Raw genomic sequence first — 13,842 nt, forward strand, 5'->3', positions numbered from 1 at the left:
GCCCCTGCACATCCGGCGTGCAGGGGCTCCGTGGTGTGTGTGCCGGGTCGCGGCTCAGGCGACCTTGACCAGTCTGGACTCCACCGCGGGCTCGACGACGGCCTGCCGGGCGTCTCGGGGGCTGCCCCAGCGCTTCATGATGGGGCGCTCCACATAGGTGTACAGCACCCAGGAGACGGCCAGGCTGACCACCAGGTTCAGCGCGATCAGTCCGGTGGTCGCCCAGCTGCCCAGGGCGCCCTGGGTGATCAGCCTGCCGAACGCGGCCATCACCACGCTGTGCACCATGTAGAAGGCGAAGGAGATCTCGCCCAGCAGCACCAGCACCCGGTTCTGCAGGAAGGAGCTCCGGCCGCCGATGTCCAGGGCCGCCGTCGCCGGGATCACCAGCGCCACCGGGACGATGGTGACGGCCACCAGGCTGAAGCCGTAGGGGGCGTGCAGCGCACCGGCGTACGCGCCGGCGGCCAGCACCAGCGGCACCCAGAGCGGCAGCCGCACCCAGCGGCCGTTGAGCACGATCAGCGCCATCAGGATGCCGAGCACGAACTCCAGCATGCGCACCGGCGGGAAGGCGTAGACGAACCAGGTCTCCCACTGCGAGACCGGGTTGCCGACCGGGCCGCCGATCGGCGGCATCAGCGGGGCGCCGGGGAGCAGCCGTGCTGCCAGCGGCACCAGGGCGATCGCCGCGGTCACGCCGATGGCCCAGCGCCACAGGTGCTGGGCGCGGATCCGGCGCAGCCCGCTGAAGAGCAGCGGGAAGGAGAGGTAGAAGAAGAGCTCGCAGGACAGCGACCAGCTGGGGATGTTGACCATGTTGGCGATGTCCGCGCGGGGCAGCCAGGTCTGCACCAGGAACAGGTTGAGCAGCGAGGTGTCCCAGGCCGCGGTGGCCCAGGCGGTGATCGCCATGGCCAGAGCGAAGGTGACCAGGTGCATCGGGTAGATCTTGAACAGCCGGCGGCGCCAGAACCGTGGCGTGGTGTCGTCCCGGCGGGCCGACCAGGCCAGGACGAAGCCGCTGAGGACGAAGAAGAAGGAGACGCCGACGGCGCCGGACTTGTTGACGAGCGAGGTGAAGTCGTCGCGGTACGAGGGCTGGTTGAAGAAGGCCACGAAGCCCGCGTGGCAGAAGAAGACGAGCAGGGCGGCGAAGAATCTCATGCTGGTGAGCGAGGAGAGCCGGGCGCGTGGGCCTCTGGACTCCTGGATCTGGGTCGGCGCGGGCATCGCGCTCCTCCCTTGGCAGGCGGGCTGGCAGGACTTGGCGGACGGCTCCGCTGTGTCGCGGAGCACCGTGGAGCGTCGGGGATCGGGCTGGAGCTGCGATCGCGGGCCGCTGGACCGTGGCCGCGAGGGGGAGTCGACCGGTGCTCCAGACCGCGCGGCCACGGTGGCCGGGCACACGCGATCCCGCGCTCGCTTTCCGAGAGGAACGCCTATGTCCAGCCCGCTCGCTCTCGACACCGCCGCCCAGGACCTGCTGTTCCGGGATGCCCGCACCGCCAACACCTTCACCGACGAGCCGGTCTCCGACGAGACCGTGCAGGCCGTCTACGACCTGGTGAAGTACGCCCCCACCGCGTTCAACCTGCAGTCCCTGCGGGTGCTGCTGGTCCGCAGCGACGACGCCCGGGCGCGCCTGGTCTCTCACATGGCCGAGCCCAACCGGGAGAAGACCCAGGCCGCCCCGCTGGTCGCGGTGCTCGCCGCGGACCTGGACTTCCACGAGGAGCTGCCGCGGATCTTCCCGGTCTTCCCCGAGCTGAAGGACGCCGTCTTCTCCGACTTCGAGATCCGGGAGCGGGCGGCCAAGTCCAACGCCACCCTGCAGCTGGGCTACTTCATCCTCGGTCTGCGCGCGGCGGGGCTGTCCGCCGGCCCGATGGTCGGCTTCGACGGCGAGGCCATCGACAAGGAGTTCTTCGGGGACGGCAAGCACAACGTCATCGCCGTGGTGAACATCGGCAAGCCGGGCAAGGACGCCTGGTTCCCGCGACTGCCGCGTCTCGAGTACGACGAGGTCTTCACCACCGTCTGATACCGGGCCCCGTCCGCGGGGGCGCCGCCTGCCGAGGAGATGGTTCATGAAAGCCCTGGTGTTGTCCGGAGGCGCGGGTACCCGGCTGCGTCCGTTCAGCTATTCCATGCCCAAGCAGCTCATCCCGATCGCCAACCGGCCGGTGCTGGTCCATGTCGTGGACAACCTCCGCGCCGTGGGCATCAGCGAGATCGGCATCGTGGTCGGTGACCGCGCCGAGGAGATCCGCAGCGTCCTGGGGGACGGCTCGTCCCTGGGGGTGCGGATCACCTACGTCCAGCAGGACTCCCCCCGTGGTCTCGCCCACTGCGTCGTCATCGCCCGGGAGTTCCTGGGCGACGACGACTTCGTGATGTACCTGGGCGACAACATGCTGCCCGGCGGCATCGCGGAGGTGGCCGCCGCGTTCCAGGCCCGCCGTCCGGCGGCTGAGGTGGTGGTCCACAAGGTCGCCGACCCGCGTGCCTTCGGCGTCGCCGAGGTGGACGCCGAGGGCCGGGTGACCGCGCTGGTCGAGAAGCCCCAGACGCCGGTCAGCGACCTGGCACTGATCGGGGTGTACATCTTCACTCCCGCCATCCACGAGGCGGTCGCGGCGGTCGGCCCCAGCGCCCGCGGCGAACTGGAGATCACCGACGCTCTCCAGTGGCTGGTGGCGCGGGACGCCGAGGTGCACGCCCATCTGCACACCGGCTACTGGAAGGACACCGGCCAGGTCGAGGACGTCCTGGAGTGCAACCGGGAGCTCCTGAAGGCGGTCCACCCGCGGATCGACGGCGAGGTGGACGGGCAGAGCGAGCTGATCGGCCCGGTGGTGATCGAGGAGGGGGCACGGATCGTCAGGTCCCGCATCATCGGCCCGGTCATCGTCGGCGCCGGCACCCTGGTCGAGGACAGCTATGTGGGCCCCCACACCTCGCTGGGCGCCGACTGCGTACTGCGCACGGCCCAGGTGGAGGACTCCATCGCGCTGTCCGGGGCGACCGTGCAGCAGGTCCGGGTCCGCGCCTCGCTGATCGGCCGGTCCGCCGCCGTCAGCCTGGCCGCCCCGGAGGGACTCAACCGGCTGGTGGTCGGCGACCACACCCGGGTGGAGGTGGCGGCAGGATGAGGGTTCTGGTGACGGGCGCGGCCGGGTTCATCGGCTCGGAGTACGTCCGCGCGATGCTGGCGGGCGAGTATCCGGGCTACGAGGACGCCCAGGTGACCGTGCTCGACCTGCTCACCTATGCCGGCAACCGGGCCAACCTGCCCGAGCGCCATCCGCGGCTGACCTTCGTCCGCGGCGACATCTGCGACCTGCCGCTGCTGCTCGACCTGCTGCCGGGCCACGACGCCGTGGTCCACTTCGCCGCCGAGTCGCATGTGGACCGGTCCCTGGAGGCCGCCGCCGACTTCGTCCGCACCAATGTGGCCGGCACGCAGGCGCTGCTGGAGGCCTGTGTGCGCGGCGGCGTCCCCCGGGTGGTGCACGTGTCCACCGACGAGACCTACGGCTCGATCGAGACCGGCTCGTGGACCGAGGAGTGGCCGCTGCTGCCCAACTCCCCCTATGCGGCGTCCAAGGCGGCCAGCGACCTGATGGCCCGCGCCTACTGGCGCAGCCACGGCCTGGACGTGTCGGTGACGCGCTGCTCGAACAACTACGGCCCGTACCAGCACGTCGAGAAGCTGATCCCCCACTTCGTCACCCGGCTGCTGGAGGGGAGGACCGTGCCGCTCTACGGCGACGGCTCCAACATCCGCGAGTGGGTGCACGTCTCGGACCACTGCCGGGCGATCCAGCTGGTGCTCACCCGCGGCGCGGCGGGTGAGATCTACAACGTCGGCGGCGGCAACGAGATGAGCAACCGCCGGATCACCGAGCTGCTGCTCGACCTCTGTGACGCCTCACCCGACCTGGTGCGCCGGGTCGCCGACCGCCGGGGGCACGACATGCGGTACGCGCTCGACGACACCAAGATCCGCAGGCAGCTCGGCTACAGCGCGGCGGTGCCCTTCGAGTCCGGTCTGGCCGCCACCGTCGCGTGGTACCGGGACAACCGGGCGTGGTGGGAGCCGATGCGGACCGAGCCTGCCCTCGTCCTGGGAGGGACCGTATGACCAGCGCCGTACGGGAGGCGCCGCCGGTGCTCAGCCCGCGGGAGGACACCGGGCTGCCGGCCAGACTGGCCGTGTCGGCGGCGGCCCGCGAGGGCGGGCTGCTGTCCGGCGGGGGGTTCGACGCCTGGCTGGCGGAGCGCCGCCGGGCGCACCCCTTCGAGGTGAGCCGGATCCCGTTCGCGGCCATGGAGGGATGGCACTTCGCGGCGGAGACCGGCAACCTGGTCCACCGCAGCGGCCGGTTCTTCAGCGTCGAGGGACTGCATGTGAGCGGCACGGGGCCGTTCCCGGAGTGGTACCAGCCCATCATCAAGCAGCCCGAGGTCGGCATCCTGGGTATCGCCGTCAAGGAGTTCGACGGGGTGCTGCACTTCCTGATGCAGGCGAAGATGGAGCCGGGCAACCCCAATCTGCTGCAGCTCTCCCCCACGGTGCAGGCCACCCGGAGCAACTACACCCGGGTCCACAAGGGTGCTCCGGTGCGGTACCTGGAGTACTTCGCCGGGGCGCAGCGGGGGCGGGTGATCGCCGACGTCCTCCAGTCGGAGCACGGCTGGTGGTTCTACCGCAAGAGCAACCGCAACATGGTGGTGGAGCTGGACCCGTCGGTGGACGTGCCGCTGCACGACGATTTCCGCTGGCTGACGCTGGGTGAGATCAACGAGCTGATGAGCAGGGACAATCTCATCAACATGGACTCTCGTACCGTGCTGTCCTGCCTCCCGCCGCCGTCCGTCCTGGGGGTGGCGCAGGAGGGTTTCCGGGGTGCGCTGGCCGCGTCGTTCGATCCCGCGGCCGGTGCTGTCACCAGCACTCCCGAGGTGTTGAGCTGGTTCACCGGGCTGCGTTCCGACCACGACCTGGAGATCGCCCGGGTGCCGCTGCGGGACGTGCCCGGCTGGCACCGGACGAAGGACGAGATCGTCCGGGACGACGGCCGGCACTTCCGGGTGGTCGCGGTCTCGGTGCGGGCCGGCAGCCGGGAGGTGGGCGGGTGGTCGCAGCCGCTGCTGGAGCCCAACGGGCGGGGTGTGGCGGCCTGTGTGGTGAAGGAGTTCGGCGGGGTGCTGCACATGCTGCTGCATGCCAAGGTGGAGGGCGGCTTCCTCAACGCGGTGGAGCTGGGCCCGACCGTCCAGTGCCGCCCCGGCAACTACGATCATGCCGACCGGCCGCTGTTCTACGACTATGTGACGAAGGCCGGACCCGACCGGATCCGCTATGACGCCGTCCATTCCGAGGAGGGCGGCAGGTTCCTCAACGCGGAGAGCCGCTATTTGGTGGTGGAGGGCGACGAGAGCCTGGGCCGGGACGTCCCTGCGGACTACGCCTGGGTCGCCGTGGGGCAGCTCGTGGAGCTGCTGAAGCACGGCCAGTATGTGAACATGCACGCCCGTACCCTGGTCGCCTGCTTGAACGCGATGCGATGAGGCCCCTGAGGGTCGGGGTGCTCGGGTGCGCGGGGATCGCCGTGCGGCGGGTGCTGCCGGCACTCGCCGCCGGCCCCGCCACCGAGCTGGTCGCGGTGGCCAGCCGCGATGCGGGCAAGGCCGCCCGCACCGCCGCCCCCTACGGCTGTGCGGCGGTCACCGGCTACCGGGGCCTGCTGGAGCGGGCGGACGTCGAGGCGGTGTATGTGCCGCTGCCCGCGGCGTTGCACGCCGACTGGGTGGAACGTGCCCTGCTGTCGGGCCGTCACGTCCTCGCGGAGAAGCCGCTGACCACCACTGCGGCGCGGACCGCGGAGATCACCGCGCTGGCCGCCGCGCGGGGCCTGGTGGTGATGGAGAACATCATGTTCCTCCAGCATCCGGTGCACCGCCGGGTGCTGGAGCTGCTGGCCGGCGGCCGGATCGGCGAACTGCGCTGCTTCGAGGCGGCGTTCGCCGTCCCTCCGCTGCCGGTGGACGACATCCGCTACCAGGCCGGCCTCGGCGGTGGCGCACTGCTGGACATGGGTGTGTACCCGCTGCGCGCCGCCCAGCTCTTCCTGGGGGCGGACACGGCGGTCCTCGGCGCCGACCTGCGCCACGACCCCGAGCGCGGTGTCGAGGTGGCCGGGAGCGCCCTGCTGCGCGCCCGCGGCGGGGTGACCGCCCAGCTGGCCTTCGGCATGGAGCACTCCTACCGGTCGTGCTACGCCCTGTGGGGCAGTGCGGGCCGGATCCAGGTCGACCGCGCCTTCACGCCGCCCGCCGACCACCGGCCGGTGGTACGGGTGGAGCGGCCGGACGGCGTCGAGGAGATCACGCTGGAGCCCTACGACCAGTGTGCGGCCACCGTACGGCGCTTCGCGGAGGCGGCGCGCGGGCGGCGGCCGGCCGACGCGGCGGCCGGTGACGCGGTCTCGTTGGCGGAGCTGGTGGACAGCGTGCGCCGGGTGGCCCGAGGCTGAGTCGAGTGGCCCTCATGACGCGGTTCCTACTGTTGTGGTCATGAGAATTCTGGTGAGCACCAGCCCATCCTTCGGGCTCTACTTCCCGGTCGTTCCGCTGGCCTGGGCCCTGCGGTCGGCAGGCCATGAAGTAGTCGTCGCCTCCCCGGAGAACATGGCGGAGACGGTCAACGGCTCCGGCCTGCCCTTCGTCCCCAACTGCGGTCCGCTGCCGATGCGGGACATCATGCTCTTCGACCGGGCGGGCGAGCCGATCGTGCTGCCGGACACCGAGGAGGAGCTGCTCGCTCACACAGGCCGGGCGTTCGGCCGGCTGGGGGCGCGGACCCTCGACGGGATGCTCAGGATCACCGGTGAGTGGAAGCCGGACGTCGTCGTCGGTGAGCCGCACTCCTATGCCGCGGCGGCGGCCGCGGCCGTGCACGGGGTGCCCTTCGTCGAGCACGGGATCGGTCTCGGCTACCTGGCCGTCATCGACGAGCACGGCCACCGGGAGTTCGCCCCCGAGCTCGCCGGGCTCGGCCTGCCGCGGCTGCCGGATCCGGCGCTGGTCGTCGACACCTGCCTGCCGGGGGTCCACCCGGGGACGACGCGGCCGAACACGGCGCCGATGGGCTATGTGCCGTTCAGTACGCCGGGCACCGTGCCTCCGTGGGTCTTCGGGAAGCCTGAGCGGCCCCGGCTGCTGCTGACCCTGGGGACGGTACCCGTCCCCGGCCGCGTCGAGCTGTTCGCGGCCCTGCTGAAGATGCTCTCCACCCTGGATGTGGACCTGCTGCTGGCGGTCGAGGACGCGGTGGTCCAGCAGCTCTCCCCGCTGCCCCCCTCGGTGCTCGCGGCCGGCTGGCTCTCCCTGGACTCGGTGCTGCCCGCCTGCGACCTGGTGGTGCACCACTGCGGCGCCGGGACCGTGATGGCCGCGCTGCGCGAGGGCCTGCCCCAGGTGCTCATCCCGCACACCGTCGAGCAGTACGACAGCGCGCGGCGTCTGGAGGAGTTCGGCGCCGCGCGCCGGATCGCCCTGGAGGACCTCGACCCGGAGCAGGTGCTGGACGCCTGCCGGGCACTGCTGGAGGACCCCTCCTACGGCGACCGCGCCCGTGAACTGCGCGACCAGCTCCTCGAACTGCCCTCACCCGGCCGACTGGTGGCCGCCATCGAGGGCCTGACCGCGGAACGGGGTACCCGATGAGCGACGAAGCCAAGGCCCTGCTGCTGGAGCAGGTCCGCAAGTACCACCATCTGCGCAGCGCCCCGGTGGAGTTCGTGCCGGGGATCACCCCGATCTGGCCGTCCGGCGCGGTGCTGGACGAGGAGGACCGCGCGGCCCTGGTGGAGGCCGCCCTGGACCTGCGGATCGCCGCGGGTGTCAGTTCGCGGAAGTTCGAGTCGGCCTTCGCCCGCCGGCTCAAGCGGCGCAAGGCGCATCTGGTCAACTCGGGTTCTTCGGCGAACCTGCTGGCGCTGTCCGCGCTCACCTCGCCGTTGCTGGAGGACCGCCGGCTGCGGCCGGGCGACGAGGTGATCACCGCCGCGGTCGGCTGGACCACCACGGTCAGCCCCATCCTGCAGAACGGCCTGGTGCCGGTCTACGTCGATGTGGATCTGGGAACCTACAACCCCACCGCGGCGGCCATTGCGGCCGCCATCACCCCGCGCACCAAGGCGATCATGATCGCCCACACTCTGGGCAACCCCTTCGAGGTGGCCGAGGTGGCGGCGCTGGCCGACGAGCACGACCTTTTCCTGATCGAGGACAACTGCGACGCGGTCGGCTCCCTCTACGACGGCCGGCTGACGGGGACGTTCGGCGACCTGACGACGGTCAGCTTCTACCCCGCCCACCACATGGCGATGGGCGAGGGCGGCTGTGTGCTCAGCTCCAACCTGATGCTGGCACGGATCGTGGAATCGATGCGCGACTGGGGACGCGACTGCTGGTGCGAGCCCGGCGAGGACGACAAGTGCCTCAAGCGGTTCAACTACCAGCTGGGGACGCTGCCGCACGGCTACGACCACAAATACATCTTCTCCCACCTGGGCTGGAACCTGAAGGCCACCGACCTCCAGGCCTCCCTGGGGCTGAGCCAGCTGAAGAAGCTGGACGGCTTCATCGAGGCCCGCCGGGCCAACTGGGCGCGGCTGCGGGAGGGGCTGGAGGGCGTCCCCGGGCTGCTGCTGCCGGAGGCCACCCCGCGCAGTGAGCCCAGCTGGTTCGGCTTCCTGATCACGGTGGCGCCCGACGCCCCGTTCCGCCGGGCGGAGCTCTGCGACTTCCTGGAGAGCCGCAAGATCGGCACCCGGCGGCTGTTCGGCGGCAACCTCACACGCCAGCCGGCCTATGTGGACCAGCCCCACCGCATCGTGGGCGACCTGCGGAACGCGGACCTGATCACCGAGGCCACGTTCTGGGTCGGCGTCTACCCCGCGCTGACCAACGAGATGCTCGACTACGTGATCGCCTCGATACGCGAGTTCGTCCGCGACCACAGCTGACCCGGCGCTCCGCCCGAACCGCCCCCTGCACCCCGCACCACCGCACCACCGCACCACCGCACCACCGCACCACCGCACCACCGCGTCACCGCTCCGCCGCGTCATCCAGAGGAGAACTCATGTCGTCCGACACCCACGCCGCGCCGGCCAACGGCGCGTCCGCCGCGCCGGGGGACGCGCCGGTGCCGTTCCGCTGGCGGTGGTGCGCCTTCGCCGTCATCCTCCTCGCCACCATGATGGACATCCTGGACTCCCTGGTGACCACGGTCGCCGGGCCGTCCATCCGGGCGGACCTCGGCGGCAGTACCACCGTGATCCAGTGGCTCACCGCCGGCTACACGCTGGCGATGGCCTCGGGACTCATCATCGGCGGCCGGCTCGGCGACCTCTTCGGCCGTAAACGGATGTTCCTGGTGGGTGTGGCCGGCTTCGTCATCTGCTCGGTGCTCTGCGGGGCCGCCCAGGATCCGGCCATGCTGGTCGGCTTCCGGGTGGTGCAGGGCCTCTTCGGGGCGGTGATGATCCCCCAGGGACTGGGGCTGATCAAGGAACTCTTCCCGCCCGCGGAGCTCCCGCTCGCCTTCGGCTCCATCGGACCGGTGGTGGGGCTGGCCAACATCTCCGGGCCGCTGGTCGGCGGCTGGCTGGTCGACGCGGACTTCTTCGGCACCGGATGGCGGATGATCTTCCTGATCAACCTGCCGCTGGGGCTGGTCTGCCTGATCGCCGGAGCTCGGCTGCTGCCCACCGCCGCCCGGACGGTGTCGCGGCTGGACCTGGTCGGCGCCGCGACCGTGGCCGTGGCCGCACTGCTGATGGTCTTTCCGCTGGTGCAGGGACGTGAGCTGGGCTGGCCCGCCTGGACCTTCGCCTCGATCGCCGCCTCGGTCGCCCTGTTCGCCTTCTTCGGCTGGTACGAGGCCCGGCGGCAGCGCTCCGGCGGCGACCCCTTGGTGCTGCCCTCGCTGTTCCGCAAGAGGGCCTTCTCCGGGGCGCTGGTCTCCGGGGCGCTGATGTTCTGCGCGTTGATCGGGTTCTCCCTGGTCTTCACCCTCTATCTGCAGCTGGGACTCGGCTACTCGCCGCTGCGGGCGGCCCTCGCCACCCTCCCCCAGGTGATCGGCTCCGCCGTGACCGCCCTGGTGGCCGGCCGCACCGGACTGGCCGTCAGGTACGGCCGCCGGCTGATCCACCTGGGCGTCGCGGCCATGGCCGCCGGCGTCGGCCTGCTGTACCTCGCCGTACGCCTCCAGGGCGACCACGTCCACGCGCTCTGGTTCGCCCCGGCGCTGCTGCTCATCGGCGTCGGCATGGGCCTGGCGATGTCCTCGCTCTACTTCACCGTCAACACCACCGCGCAGCCGCACGAGTCCGGCTCCGCCTCCGGCACCTTCACCGCCGTCCAGCAGCTGTCGGGCGCACTGGGCGTCGCCGTCATCGGCACCGTCTTCTTCGGGGTGCTGGGCGGCCAGGTCGCGGCGCGGGCCGCCGACCAGGCGCCGCACTTGCGCACCCAACTGGCCGCGGCGGGGATCTCCCCCGCCGGGCAGGAGCAGATCACCGCTGTGCTGCGGGACTGCGAACGGGACCGCGCGGTCGCCGAGGACGCCGCCGACCTGCCGCCGAGCTGCGGGCGGCTGCGCACCGCGCTGGAGGGGACACCGGCGGCCGCCGCCGCGGTCGACCGGGCCGGCGCCCAGGCCGCCCAGCGGGGCTTCGCCGACTCCTTCGAGCGGGTGCTGGCGGTCCTGGCGGGGCTGCTGGCGCTCGCCTTCGCGGTGGCCTTCGCCCTGCCGCGGGCCCGCCCCTCCGGCACCTTCGCCGGCTCCCCCGAATAACGCGCCTGCCCCACCCCGGCCCTACCACCTCTGCGGAGAGACCATGTCGCAACAGTTCGCCAGACGCTCGGTGATCAGACTCGCCGGAGCCGGGGTGATCGCGGCCGTGGGCGCCCAGTCGGCCTCCGTCGCCCTGGGCGGCGGCCTGGTGCAGACGGCCGCGGCCGCCGGATCGCCGGCGCTGCTGCTGCCCGGCGATCCGGGGTTCGACGCCGAGCGGTCCGGCTTCAACCCGATCGTCGAGCACCATCCGCGGGCGATCTCGGTGCCCACCGGGCCGGCCGATGTCGCGGCCGCGGTGGGCTACGCGCGCGACCGCGACTGGCCGATCGCGGTGCAGACGACCGGCCACGGGATCAGTGTGGCCGCCGACGGCGCGCTGCTGGTCAACACCCGTCTGATGGACGGCGTGCAGATCGACCGGCAGACCCGCACCGCCCGGATCGGGGCCGGGGTGCGCTGGGGCGCCGTGGTGGCGGCCGCCGCCCCCTACGGGCTCGCCCCGCTCAGCGGCTCCTCCACGGACGTGGGCGTGGTCGGCTACGTCCTCGGCGGCGGCCTCGGCCTGCTGGGCCGTACCTTCGGCTATGCCGCGGACCGGGTGCGCTCGCTCCAGATCGTCACCGCCGACGGCCGTATACGCACCGCCTCCCCGACGTGCAACCCGGAACTGTTCTGGGGCGCCCGGGGAGGCAAGAGCAACTTCGGGGTGGTCACCGGGATCGAGATCGAGCTGATGCCGGTCGCCCGCGTCTACGGTGGCGCACTGAACTTCGCCGGCGCCCAGGCCGCCGACGTGCTGGAGGCCTACCGGCAGTGGTCCGCGGGGCTCTCGGAGCAAACCACCACCTCGCTCCAGCTGCTGCGACTGCCCGACGACCCGGTGCTGCCGCCGCCGCTGCGCGGCCAGTTCATCGTCAGCGTCGTGGTGGGCCACCTCGGCGACTCCGTCGAGGGCGACGCCCTGCTGCGGCCGCTGCGCGCGCTGGCCCCGTTCCTGGACACCGTCCAGGACCTGCCCTTCGCCGACTTCGCCGCCATGTTCACCGAGGGCACCAGCTCGCCGCAGCCCCTGCACGAGCGGACCGGGCTGATCCGCACACTGGACGCGCGGACGACCGACCTGCTGGTCGCCCTGGCCGGACCCGATGCGACCCTGCCCGCAGGCGTCGTCTCGCTGCGGCAGCTGGGCGGTGCCCTGGGCCGTCCGGCCGCGGTGCGCAACGCGGTGGGCCTGCGCGACGCGGACTTCGCGCTCTACCTCGCGCACAGCGCCCCGGCCGAGGAGTCGGCGGCGATAGACGCCGTGCAGCAGGGCCTGATGGACGGCCTGCGACCGGCCCTGACCGGCGGGGCGTTCCCCAACTTCCTGGGTCACAGCGACACCGCCCCCGAGCGGGTCCGGGCCGCCTACCGGCCCGCGGACTACCGCCGGCTGGTCGCCCTCAAGCGGCTCTGCGACCCGGGCAACCTCTTCCGGATCAACCACAACATCCCGCCCCGCTGAGGCCCTCGTCCCTCCTGCCCGGTGCCCGGCGGTGCCGGTGCTTCACCGGTACCGCCGGGCACGGCCGCCGGGCCGCCCGCGGGCGGCCCGGCGCCCTGGCCGCGGGCCGGTCAGAAGAGGGCCTGCTGGGTCGGGCCCGGGTTCTCGGGCGGGGGCGGCGGGGCCGACCAGTTCGGCGGACGGCCGGTGTGGAAGGTCTGCGGCGGCCGGCAGCCGTACTCCTCGGCCAGCTTCCACACCTGGTCCAGTACCCGCTGCCGGTACCAGCGGGGGGCCTGGACGGCGTCCCCGTACAGCGCCCGGTAGCGGCCCACCAGGCCGGGGTGGTGCTCACCCAGCCATCGCATGAACCACTCGCGAGACCCGGGCCGCAGGTACATCACCTCGGGTGCGATCGAGACGGCCCCGGACCGGGCCACCGCTTGGACCGTCGCCCGCAGCTGGTCCGGTGAGTCGCTGAGGTAGGGCACGATGGGCGACATCAGCACGGCGCACGGCACCCCCGCCTCGTTGAGTTTGCGGCAGACCTCGAGTCGGGCCTGCGGCGAGGGCGTCCCCGGTTCCAGGGCGCGCCACAGGGCGGGGTCGGTGAAGCCCACCGAGACGGCGGTCTCCACCCGGGCCCGTTCGGCGGCCTGCTGGAGCAACGGCAGGTCACGCAGGATCAGCGTGCCCTTGGTGAGGACCGAGAAGGACACCCGGTAGTCGCGGAGCGCGGCGAGGATGCCGGGCATCAGCCGGTAGCGGCCCTCGGCCCGCTGGTAGCAGTCGACGTTGGTGCCCATCGCGACGTGGTCGCCGGGTCTGCCGCGGGCGGCGATCTCGCGCCGGACCACCTCGGGGGCGTTGACCTTCACCACCACCCGGGTGTCGAAGTCGCGCCCGGGGTCGAGGTCCAGATAGCGGTGGCTGTTGCGGGCGAAGCAGTAGACGCAGGCGTGTGTGCAGCCGCGGTAGGGGTTGAGCGTCCAGCCGGCGGGCATCCCCGGTCCGGCCGGCACCCGGTTGAGGACCGAACGGGCCCGGACCTCGTAGAAGGTCATGTCTTTGAAGTCGGGGGTGTCGAAGGTCCTCGTCACGGCGCCCTTCTCGATCAGCGGCAGAGCTGCCGCCTCACGGTCGTCGTCGCCGTCGAGGCTCAGGTTGTCCCAGCGCATGCGGTACTTTCGAATCGGCCGTGCCCTCGCGCGGCACCCTGTCAGAGTTCGGGTGCGAGTACTTCACCGGTGGTGAGGCTCCGCACCGTGATGGCCTCCATCGGGCAGGTCTCGGCGGCGTCCACGACCGCCTGGTCCGGCTCCACCACCTCCCTGACCGGGCGGGCCCGGCCGGCGTCCAGCCGGAGCCGGCCGGCGGCCGTACCGACGCACAGGCCGGTACCCGCACACAGCTCCCGGTCGACGTCGATCCGCCACTGCTGTGCGTCCATTGTCGTTCCTTCCACTGACAACTGCGGTTG

At 71.9% G+C, this 13,842-nt stretch carries 12 protein-coding genes; 9 read left to right on the top strand and 3 right to left on the bottom strand.

What is annotated here, in order from left to right:
- Positions 1–54: 54 nt before the first annotated feature.
- Entirely contained in the window at positions 55–1,233 is a 1,179-nt protein-coding gene (locus ABT026_RS18040; protein ID WP_351115510.1) for an acyltransferase family protein, read from the bottom strand.
- 211 nt (positions 1,234–1,444) lie between these two features.
- On the opposite strand from ABT026_RS18040, the gene ABT026_RS18045 reads away from it, so the two are divergent.
- From ABT026_RS18045 to ABT026_RS18085, 9 genes are all read left to right on the top strand, one after another.
- On the top strand, positions 1,445–2,044 hold the full coding sequence (locus ABT026_RS18045) for a malonic semialdehyde reductase (RefSeq protein WP_351115511.1): 600 nt from the start codon (positions 1,445–1,447) through the stop codon (positions 2,042–2,044).
- Between the two features lie 46 nt (positions 2,045–2,090).
- Positions 2,091–3,155 (top strand): glucose-1-phosphate thymidylyltransferase, encoded by a 1,065-nt coding sequence (locus ABT026_RS18050; protein WP_351115513.1) that lies wholly within the window; start codon positions 2,091–2,093, stop codon positions 3,153–3,155.
- Positions 3,152–4,147 carry a dTDP-glucose 4,6-dehydratase gene (gene rfbB, locus ABT026_RS18055; RefSeq protein WP_351115514.1) on the top strand — a complete coding sequence of 332 codons (996 nt, stop codon included), beginning with the start codon at positions 3,152–3,154 and terminating at the stop codon, positions 4,145–4,147. The genes ABT026_RS18050 and rfbB overlap by 4 nt, the downstream gene beginning before the upstream one ends.
- Positions 4,144–5,577 carry an NDP-hexose 2,3-dehydratase family protein gene (locus tag ABT026_RS18060; RefSeq protein ID WP_351115516.1) on the top strand — a complete coding sequence of 478 codons (1,434 nt, stop codon included), beginning with the start codon at positions 4,144–4,146 and terminating at the stop codon, positions 5,575–5,577. The genes rfbB and ABT026_RS18060 overlap by 4 nt, the downstream gene beginning before the upstream one ends.
- The gene (locus ABT026_RS18065) at positions 5,574–6,542 is read left to right on the top strand and encodes a Gfo/Idh/MocA family protein (RefSeq protein ID WP_351115517.1); all 969 of its coding nucleotides are present in this window, start codon (positions 5,574–5,576) and stop codon (positions 6,540–6,542) included. Before ABT026_RS18060 ends, ABT026_RS18065 begins: the two co-directional genes overlap by 4 nt.
- A gap of 40 nt (positions 6,543–6,582) precedes the next feature.
- Entirely contained in the window at positions 6,583–7,734 is a 1,152-nt protein-coding gene (locus tag ABT026_RS18070; RefSeq protein WP_351115518.1) for a nucleotide disphospho-sugar-binding domain-containing protein, read from the top strand.
- Positions 7,731–9,038, top strand: a complete 1,308-nt coding sequence (gene rfbH / locus ABT026_RS18075; protein WP_351115520.1) for a lipopolysaccharide biosynthesis protein RfbH — start codon at positions 7,731–7,733, stop codon at positions 9,036–9,038. Before ABT026_RS18070 ends, rfbH begins: the two co-directional genes overlap by 4 nt.
- 119 nt (positions 9,039–9,157) lie before the next feature.
- The gene (locus tag ABT026_RS18080; protein ID WP_351115521.1) at positions 9,158–10,876 is read left to right on the top strand and encodes an MFS transporter; all 1,719 of its coding nucleotides are present in this window, start codon (positions 9,158–9,160) and stop codon (positions 10,874–10,876) included.
- A gap of 43 nt (positions 10,877–10,919) precedes the next feature.
- Positions 10,920–12,383: an FAD-binding oxidoreductase gene (locus ABT026_RS18085; protein WP_351115523.1), complete on the top strand. Its 1,464-nt coding sequence runs from the start codon at positions 10,920–10,922 to the stop codon at positions 12,381–12,383.
- 110 nt (positions 12,384–12,493) lie between these two features.
- Here the strand turns inward: ABT026_RS18085 and ABT026_RS18090 are convergent, their stop codons facing one another.
- Complete coding sequence (locus tag ABT026_RS18090) at positions 12,494–13,540, bottom strand: Rv2578c family radical SAM protein (protein WP_351115524.1); 1,047 nt, start codon at positions 13,538–13,540, stop codon at positions 12,494–12,496.
- A 41-nt stretch (positions 13,541–13,581) separates the two neighbouring features.
- Entirely contained in the window at positions 13,582–13,812 is a 231-nt protein-coding gene (locus tag ABT026_RS18095; protein WP_351115526.1) for a ferredoxin, read from the bottom strand.
- Between the last annotated feature and the right edge of the window lie 30 nt (positions 13,813–13,842).

The sequence above is a fragment of the Streptomyces sp. NPDC002734 genome (genome assembly GCF_040295685.1).
In the GTDB taxonomy this organism is placed as follows: Bacteria; Actinomycetota; Actinomycetes; order Streptomycetales; family Streptomycetaceae; genus Streptomyces.

What these genes read in the sequence shown, in the direction of transcription:
- ABT026_RS18050 (WP_351115513.1), top strand. Translation starts at nt 2,091, where the DNA reads ATGAAAGCCCTGGTGTTGTCCGGAGGCGCGGGTACCCGGCTGCGTCCG.
- ABT026_RS18045 (WP_351115511.1), top strand. Translation starts at nt 1,445, where the DNA reads ATGTCCAGCCCGCTCGCTCTCGACACCGCCGCCCAGGACCTGCTGTTC.
- ABT026_RS18040 (WP_351115510.1), bottom strand. Translation starts at nt 1,233, where the DNA reads ATGCCCGCGCCGACCCAGATCCAGGAGTCCAGAGGCCCACGCGCCCGG.
- ABT026_RS18080 (WP_351115521.1), top strand. Translation starts at nt 9,158, where the DNA reads ATGTCGTCCGACACCCACGCCGCGCCGGCCAACGGCGCGTCCGCCGCG.
- ABT026_RS18085 (WP_351115523.1), top strand. Translation starts at nt 10,920, where the DNA reads ATGTCGCAACAGTTCGCCAGACGCTCGGTGATCAGACTCGCCGGAGCC.
- ABT026_RS18070 (WP_351115518.1), top strand. Translation starts at nt 6,583, where the DNA reads ATGAGAATTCTGGTGAGCACCAGCCCATCCTTCGGGCTCTACTTCCCG.
- ABT026_RS18090 (WP_351115524.1), bottom strand. Translation starts at nt 13,540, where the DNA reads ATGCGCTGGGACAACCTGAGCCTCGACGGCGACGACGACCGTGAGGCG.
- ABT026_RS18095 (WP_351115526.1), bottom strand. Translation starts at nt 13,812, where the DNA reads ATGGACGCACAGCAGTGGCGGATCGACGTCGACCGGGAGCTGTGTGCG.
- rfbH (WP_351115520.1), top strand. Translation starts at nt 7,731, where the DNA reads ATGAGCGACGAAGCCAAGGCCCTGCTGCTGGAGCAGGTCCGCAAGTAC.
- ABT026_RS18065 (WP_351115517.1), top strand. Translation starts at nt 5,574, where the DNA reads ATGAGGCCCCTGAGGGTCGGGGTGCTCGGGTGCGCGGGGATCGCCGTG.
- rfbB (WP_351115514.1), top strand. Translation starts at nt 3,152, where the DNA reads ATGAGGGTTCTGGTGACGGGCGCGGCCGGGTTCATCGGCTCGGAGTAC.
- ABT026_RS18060 (WP_351115516.1), top strand. Translation starts at nt 4,144, where the DNA reads ATGACCAGCGCCGTACGGGAGGCGCCGCCGGTGCTCAGCCCGCGGGAG.